The sequence below is a fragment of the Flavobacterium sp. 245 genome, from assembly GCF_004362055.1.
Classification (GTDB): domain Bacteria; phylum Bacteroidota; class Bacteroidia; order Flavobacteriales; family Flavobacteriaceae; genus Flavobacterium.
The window spans coordinates 92972-101192 of the sequence record NZ_SNXB01000014.1; the positions used below are offsets into that span (position 1 = coordinate 92972).

At 38.1% G+C, this 8221-nt stretch carries 2 protein-coding genes and 1 pseudogene; 1 reads left to right on the plus strand and 2 read right to left on the minus strand.

All coding sequences use genetic code 11. The features are described 5' to 3' along the window. Positions 1 to 19: 19 nt before the first annotated feature. Together EV145_RS20835 and EV145_RS20840 are read right to left on the minus strand one after the other, a co-directional pair. Entirely contained in the window at positions 20 to 5176 is a 5157-nt protein-coding gene (locus tag EV145_RS20835; protein WP_208110924.1) for a T9SS sorting signal type C domain-containing protein, read from the minus strand. Between the two features lie 482 nt (positions 5177 to 5658). Next, positions 5659 to 6129 carry a regulatory protein RecX gene (locus EV145_RS20840; protein WP_133527119.1) on the minus strand — a complete coding sequence of 157 codons (471 nt, stop codon included), beginning with the start codon at positions 6127 to 6129 and terminating at the stop codon, positions 5659 to 5661. Between the two features lie 287 nt (positions 6130 to 6416). Between EV145_RS20840 and EV145_RS20845 the strand changes: the two are divergent. Continuing rightward, positions 6417 to 8221: pseudogene (locus tag EV145_RS20845) on the plus strand (hypothetical protein); the annotation flags it as partial.

Below are 8221 nucleotides of genomic sequence, written 5' to 3' on the forward strand. Positions count from 1 at the left end.
ATGAAATGGTGTCTTTTATTTATTGGAAAATAATCTTTTTCGAAACTGTGAAGCCATTTTCTAAAGTAACTTTTACAATTAAAACCTGATTGCTTGACTGTAAATTTGAAACTTGCAATTCGTTAGAAGCAACTTTTGTTTTATTGTAAAGCAATTTTCCTGAGATGTCATAAATATTTACTTCTTTTAAAATTTCACTAGACGAAAGCACTTTTATTGTTTTGTCCTTTACTGAAACTAAAACTCCGTTTTCGATATTTTCGAAATCACCTGTACCTAGAGATTTATTAGTGTAGCGAAGTACAAATCGGTCTGGGAAAGTTCCTGCGACAGTTGTAAAAGTGTAATTGCTTGCCGTTAGGTCGTGAATTACAGAAGTGGTTTTGTCTTCTAAATAAATCTTCTGAGTAGTCATGTTTCCGTCGACTTCGTCAATAGAAATGGTGAAATTGCCATTAATGGTCGTACGATAGCCTAATGGTACGATATCTGCTTCTTTAAAAGGAAGCGCACGTCCTTGAATTACTAATTTATCACTTTCATTGATGCTGTAAAAGTCCAGGTACTTATTTGCGTCAAAAGTGGTACCATCAAAAAGGCTTTCATATGCATCAGTCGCTCCTTCAATATAACCTACCATTAACTGCTTAAAAGCGCCTTCTGTATTGGTCATATTTAACCATACACGATGTTTTTCTAATCCAGTTGTTTTAGAATCTTTTCCTGGCTTATAGAATTGGCCATTATCCTTTCCTCCTGATCGCATAGCGTTGGTAAAAACTAGTGATCCAGGAGTTTTTGTTCCCGCAAAGAAAGCTTGTCCTGCACCAATCTGACCGCTTGGTCTTGCATAGTTGTTTGAATTATTTGCCGATCCTGCCGGTTCTGCGACTTTTACACTACCGGTAAGATTATAAGTAGCATAATCATCTGAACCATATTGATATGCACCTCCTAATACTACGGGTGTGTTATGTGTCCAGAAATAAAGAGTTCCTTTTAACATGTCACGATTTGCAAGTATAAATTTTTCAGCATCCAAAGCTGATGGATAAGGATTTCCAACAAGATAAAATTTGTCAGCATTCAAGTTTTCAGTATTAATAGTACCGTTATTTGGTATTCCTGAAAAAGTCGCCGTGTAAGTAACTCTGTCCGTATTCGAATAATTTTCTGGACCACGAATAATATAACCTTTGCCAGGAGTCATAACGCCTGTTTTAGACATTGCAACCCATCCAGAACCACTATGATAATAGATTTTGCTTGGATCAGTTAAAGGAGAAATTCCAGCAGGAGTTTGCCCTTGTACAGGTGTTGACCAATAAGTATAATCAGCTTGACGAATTCCTGGAGTTGTACGCTGATAGGAAATTTTACCGCTGTTTATGTTTGGCGTATTGTCTGTTTGAATTAAGCTTGCTTTGTTTTCGAAAAATAATGAGCCTGATGTTGAGGCAGATGATAAAACTTTAACGGCACTGTAAACTCTCAAAGTAGTACTGCTTTTAACAAGTAGTGAAGCTTGATCATTAATAGTTAGTGTATAGGCGTAGGAGTCCAAATTTTCATCTGAAATAACTGGGTTTTTTGCTACGCCCGCAGGTATAATAACACAGTCTGTTGCAGATGGAATTCCTGATGGACTCCAGTTACCTGCTACATTCCAATCTGTGCTTGTTGCTCCTGTCCATGTTTTAGACATTGGAGTATTAACTTGTAATGATGTTCCTGTTGGTGAAATACAGCCCAAAGCATTTTTTGAAGTTACGATATAAGTATTTGGATCTAGTGAGTCGAATACAGTTTGATTGTAATAATCAGTTCCGTTGATGCTATAGGTAAGTCCACTGACTGGAGTAATTGTAATAGTTCCTTTAGTTCCAGAGCAAGTTGGCTGTGTAGTTACGGTTGCTGAAGGAGCTGTTGGTTTTGCATTAGTAATAAAGGCGCCTGAAACACTACTTGTTGCGGTACCACAATTTCCGGTAACAATACAATAGTAATAATATGATGTTCCTGCAGTTCCAGGTTGTGGAGTATAAGTATTGGTGTTAGCATTATTTGCTGTGCCTAATGACGTCCCACCTATAGTGCTGTTTGTTGTGTTTCTATACCATTGATATTCAATAGAAGATTGACCTCCTCTTGGAGTTCCTACTGCAGTAACAGAAATAGGTGTAAAGGCGGTACCGCTGCATACTGACTGTCCAGCTATTGACTCAACTGTAATTGCAGTTGTTACGTCAATATCTATTGCGCTGTATATAGATTCTGCACTACATGCTCCGTTATCAACCACAACTCGGTATTGTCTGGTTGTTCCAGACATTGATGTTGGAGTATAGGTAATTTCTCCGGCAGTATTTGGAATGTCGATATAGTTTACGTTGCCTCCAGTGCTATATTGCCATTTTACAATTACTGATCTATCTGGATATGGTACATTGCGATTAGCGTAAGTATTAAATGTTAATGGTGGTAATGTTTCGCCAGGACAAATATGTTTTCCGCCATTAACTTGACCTTGGTCCAGCATTACGATTTCTGTTGTGTATGTGCCGGGAGTAGAAGTGGTGCATCCATTGGCATTGGTATAATTAACACTTACTGTTTTTGATCCTGTAGTTAACCATTCAATTACAATATAGCTATCAGTAGCAGTTCCTTTATCAATAAGTTTGTAATCAGTATTAAGTACTCCTGAAACAGACCATATATAATTAGACTTTCCTCCTTGAGTATCATACGCTATATGCCTATTTGCACAGGTTTTTGCTTTTGGTGTTGTAGTAATTGTTGGAGTATATACAGTTACTGTTCTGGCAGTTGATGTTACTGCTGAGGCACAAGTTCCAGTTACAACTACGTCATAGCTTCCTGCGTCAGAAGCTGTCGGATTAGTTAGAGTAAGCGTGGCAGATGTTGCCCCGCTTATAACACCTCCGTTTGTAATTGGAGTTAAGTCTTTTCGCCATTGATAAGTTAATCCTGTTCCTGTAGCTACAACGGTCATTGACTGTGTGCCATTTCCTGAACAAGTTGCTGCAGGCGCAGTTGGTTGTGTTGTTATTGCTGTCGCTGTATTTATTGTAACAGCAACAGGAGTTGAAGTTACAGCTGGTGCGCAAGAACCACTGATTTGTACAGTATAGCTTCCTTGGTTTGCTGTTGTTGGGTTAGTTAAAGTAAGCGTTGCTGTTGTCGCCCCGGCTACAACTCCTCCGTTTGTTACATTTGTACCGTCTTTTTTCCATTGATAAGTTAATGGCCCTGTTCCTGAAGCTACAACAGTCATTGACTGGGTACCGCTTCCTGAGCACGTTGCTGCAGGAGCAGTCGGCTGTGTTGTTATTGTAGGAGCGGAATTTATTGTGACAGTAACTGGATTAGAAGTTACGATTGGAGAACAAGTTCCAGTTATAACTACATCATAACTTCCTGCGTCAGAAGTTGTCGGATTAGTTAAGGTAAGCGTGGCTGATGTTGCCCCGCCAATGACTGTTCCGTTTGACAAGTTAATGCCACCTTTTCTCCATTGATAAGTTAATCCTGTTCCTGAAGCCGCAACAGTCATTGACTGCGTACCGTTTCCTGAACAAGTAGTAGCTGGAATTGCAGGCTGAGTTGTGATTGAAGGTGATGTGCAGCTAAAAATTTCATCTGCACCCATGTAAGGTTTTGTCCTGCTATCGCCTTGAATGTCATTTGTTATTGCTGATAATGTAGAATCCCCAATTAAACTTTCGTTGATTATATTTCCTGCAGCTAAAAACAACTCAGATGAGAATGTTGGCACGGCACTTAGTGAACCCGTATCCTGACCTGTACTTGTTTGCCATTCTGTAATCGTTGATGAATCAGAATTTGGGCTTCCCATGTGTCCGATCTTGCCACCAGAGCTGGTTACGTAATTATTATATCTTATAAATGAAAAAGCATTTTTATTTGTACTAGTATAAATTGCAAAGCGAGTACCACTAGTTTGAGAATTAGAGAATATATTGTTTCGTATGTCCAAAACACTGCCATCGGCAATAAATAAACAAGCTGATAAAACATTCTGATTCATATTTAATGATACAGTATTGTAATAGATGTTTATTTTTTTTCCGTTGTTAATATAGATACCATGTCCTGCATTATTGTAATCATCCTTATTGTTATAAGGAGAAGTATAGACGGAACTGATAAAGTTATTTGCAATAGTTGAATTTGATGTAACAGAATTATCTAAATCAATATAAATTCCTCGTGAACCAGACTGAACAGATTTAATATTTGAAATTTTATTCTGAAGTATAGAACCGTTTGATGATTTTCCTTTTATTGTAATACCGTAGATAAAGGTGCTGTTGTCACTTCTTAAAAAATTATCTAAAGTATTTTTGGTGATGCTGAAAGAATCTGCATTATCAATTATAATTCCATTAAGCGTGATCTCTTTTCCAGAACCTCCAAAATCATTACTTGAAATAGTCAAGTTTTTTGAAGTGGAGTTTTTATTTCCTTTAATATTTATACCATTTCTCACAGCCGAAATGGTATTGTTGGTAATAGTGTTGTAGCTGTTTGGACTGTCTTCTTCCTTTGTAATGTCAGAAGAACTTGATGAAAGAATACCATTTAAGCAAGTGCTGTTCTCATTACTTGGAGTATTAAGGCTTCCAAGAATGATAGTGTTTTTAATAGTATTATAAGTTGCTCCATTAGAGTTTGAAGCACTACCAATCCAAATTACGCTTTCGCTGTTATTGTCGGCAGCAACAGTACTTTTTATTGTCAGGTTTTTAGTTGTGCCATTGATTGTATTACTACCATCAATAATGACATAATCAGCTCCGTTTAGTTTAATTAGCGAAGTATTTGTCCAAACTTGACCTCCAGAAATTGTAATAGTTTTGCCTACATTCGGTTTAATAGTAAGAGTGTTGGTTGCGCTAGAGCCTACAATTTGATCAATAACAATTTGTGATGCTAGTGGTTGATTTTCATTTAAAAGTAAAGTTACTGCGCCACTTATTCCGTCTCTGTTGATGCGGCTTACTGCATCCGCTAAAGTGGGAAAATCAGAGCCTGAACCACCAACTGTGTAATCACGACCGGTTAAAGCTTGGGCAAATCCAAAAAAAGGCAATAGTAAAAATAAAAAACTTAAAAGTAATTTTCTAATCATATTAAATCGTGGCATTTAATTTTTAAAAACGGTTTTTTTATTTTGTTTTGTTTAACGTTCGTATGCCATCAATTTCTTGAAAAAGCTACATCCAAAAGAAGCCAAGTAGTCATGTTAAGTGGTTTCAATCAGGATGTTATGCTGGCATAGCATTTAACCTAGCAAAGATATATACATCTACGAGTTTCGAAAAAAGATGGTTTTAGAAAGGGTGATTAATCGATGAAGTGTTTAGATTAATCGTTGAAATGCATGTTGAAAATGCGGTATTTATGGTAATTCTTATAAAACAGTAAAATTAATTATAAGAAAAGTCGCAACATATCAGGTAAAACAGTTGTGTTTTTGCAATTTCAAACCAAAAAACGTCTAACATATTGCGTAATTCGCAAGAAAACGACATTTGTATAGGAAAGTATTTTCTGATAAATTGGTTGTTTTTCAGGAAATTAAGAAGAAGTATTATGTGAGAAAAATGGAAGTTATTCTTGTTCCAGTTCTTTAGCTTTTTCATAAACAAAATTGCTCTCATAACCCCGACGAAGAAGATAGTCGCAAAACTTTTTTCTTTTCTTAAGTTGATTTTTTTCTTGGATGCTATTCCAGCATTTTTCAGAAAGTTCATTAAAAGTGATTTCATATTCTTCTGCTGAAATTTCTTTTAGTGCCAAAGTGATATTTGTTGAAGATATATTTCGGAGTTTGAGTTCATTGGTAATTCTGATTTTTCCCCAAGATTTCATGCGATGTTTACCTCTTGCAAAAGAACAGGCAAATCGAGTTTCGTTCAAAAAATTCCCTTCAATAAGCTGAACCACAATTATATCAATTTCGTCTGCCGTCATTTTTAAGCTGTATAATTTTGAAACTACTTCATCGTGACAGCGTTCTTGATACGCACAAAAGTGTTCTAATTTCTGTAAAGCTTCTTTTGGAGTACAAATTGAATTCATGTGTTTTTTCTTGCTTTTTAACTATAAATATTAAAAATAGTCATTTTGTTGTTAAATTTTATGATAATTTTTTTCGATTTCTTAAAAAGAAAACAGCTAAAATGTTGTGTGTGTGCGGAATTATAATATTTTTGTACGATAATATCGTAAGTTAAGACTGCTTGAAAAACAGGGTTTTAACCTTTGATAGTAAAGTTTTAAAAGCCAAAATTAAAGCATTGCCCAAGAAATGCAATGCGGTTTTGTTTCTTTATAACGCCAAAAACAAATTTAATACCACGCCTTATATGATTCGAAAACTACTTTATTCGTTTTTATTTTTTATTTTTTTGCAAACTGTTGTTTTCGGACAAACAACTAGGACTTATACGACTAACACAAGTTTTGTAGTTCCAGCTGGATCAACTCCTATAACAGTGGATTGCTGGGGTGGAGGTGGAGCTGGTGGGGGATCAACTAATATATCCGGAACTAGCGCAAAAGGAGGAGCTGGAGGCGGAGGGGGTGCTTATGCAAGATCTGTATTGACAGTTACTGGTGGCAATCAAATTAATGCTGTAGTTGGAGTTGGAGGAATTGGTAACTCTGGTGCAGATGGTAATGATGGAGGATTTTCTAATATAACTTCAAGTATTCCTTCTCTAAATAATGCTGTTCGAGCTGCGGGAGGAAGTGGAGGAAAAGGAAATATTTCTGGCGGATCTCCTTTAGGTGGCGCAGGAGGTACGGTCGCTAATTCTGTGGGAACTTTTACTCGTACCGCAGGTAATAACGGTGGAGATGGTGATACAGGTTTCGGAATTGAATCAGGGGCAGGTGGATCAGGTGCTGGCACAGGTGGTGGAGCAGGTGGCGGAGTGCGCGATTTTTGGGATGGAACTAATAATGGAGTAGCGGGAAGTATTTTTGGAGGGGGTGGAGGTGGAGCTCGAACTTCTCAAACTGGGGGGAGTAGAGCCGGAGGTGATGGAGCAGCTGGTAAAGTTGCTGTTACCTATACCTGTCAAACATATAGTATTACATCAGTTGCTGGGATAATTTGTGGTTCATCTGGTGCATCATCAATCACCTTAACAGGAACTGCAGCAGGTTTACCTGTAGGTATTTATACTGTAACATATAATACTACTACTCCAACGTTAACCGGGAGAACTGCTACAATGACAGTGACAACTCCTGGATCGGGAAGCTTTTTGACAACAGATATATCAACAGTCGGTAGTACAATAAGAATTACAAATTTAGGATCTGGTAGTGAATCGGCAAATCCATCAGTTTCACTATGTAGTAACAGTGTTAATTCTTCAGCTACTTTAGTAGCGAGTTCAATAGGAGCGGTTTCTGCAAATCAAACAATTTGTTATAACACGCAACCAAATAATATAACATTGACAGGAAATACAGGAACTATTCAATGGCAAGTTTCTTCTGATAATTCTGCATTTAGTGATGTGTTAGGGGCAACAAGTAGCCCGCTAACTAGTGCACAAATTGGAGCGCTAACTGCTACACGTTATTATAGAGCTGTTGTAACTACTGGGCTGTGTCCTGCTGTAAATTCTGGTGTTGTAACAGTAACGGTAAGAAGCCAGTTTTCAACAGGAACTATCGCTTCAACTGGCGAGACCATCTGTTACGGCGGAACACCGGCAACAACAATCGGAAGCACGACTGATGCAAGCGGTGGCGATGCGCCTATAACGTATTCATGGAGATCTTCTGCCGACGGCTATGCGGCGGCTATAAGCGGCGCTACAAGCTCGACTTATCTTCCTCCTGCGGGTCTTACTGCCACTACAAGCTACAGAAGATACGCAAAAGACAATACCTGCAGCACAACACCAGCAGTTGCTACAGGAACTTGGCAAGTAACGGTAAGAAGCCAGTTTTCAACAGGAACTATCGCTTCAACTGGCGAGACCATCTGTTACGGCGGAACACCGGCAACAACAATCGGAAGCACTACTGATGCAAGCGGTGGTGTGACACCTATAACCTATTCATGGAGATCTTCTGCCGACGGCTATGCGGCGGCTATAAGCGGCGCTACAAGCTCGACTTATCTTCCTCCTGCGGGTCTTACTGCCACTAC

Bases quoted from the DNA above. Each gene is read 5' to 3' on its own strand.
- EV145_RS20835 (WP_208110924.1), bottom strand. From the start codon at position 5,176: ATGATTAGAAAATTACTTTTAAGTTTTTTATTTTTACTATTGCCTTTT.
- EV145_RS20840 (WP_133527119.1), bottom strand. From the start codon at position 6,129: ATGAATTCAATTTGTACTCCAAAAGAAGCTTTACAGAAATTAGAACAC.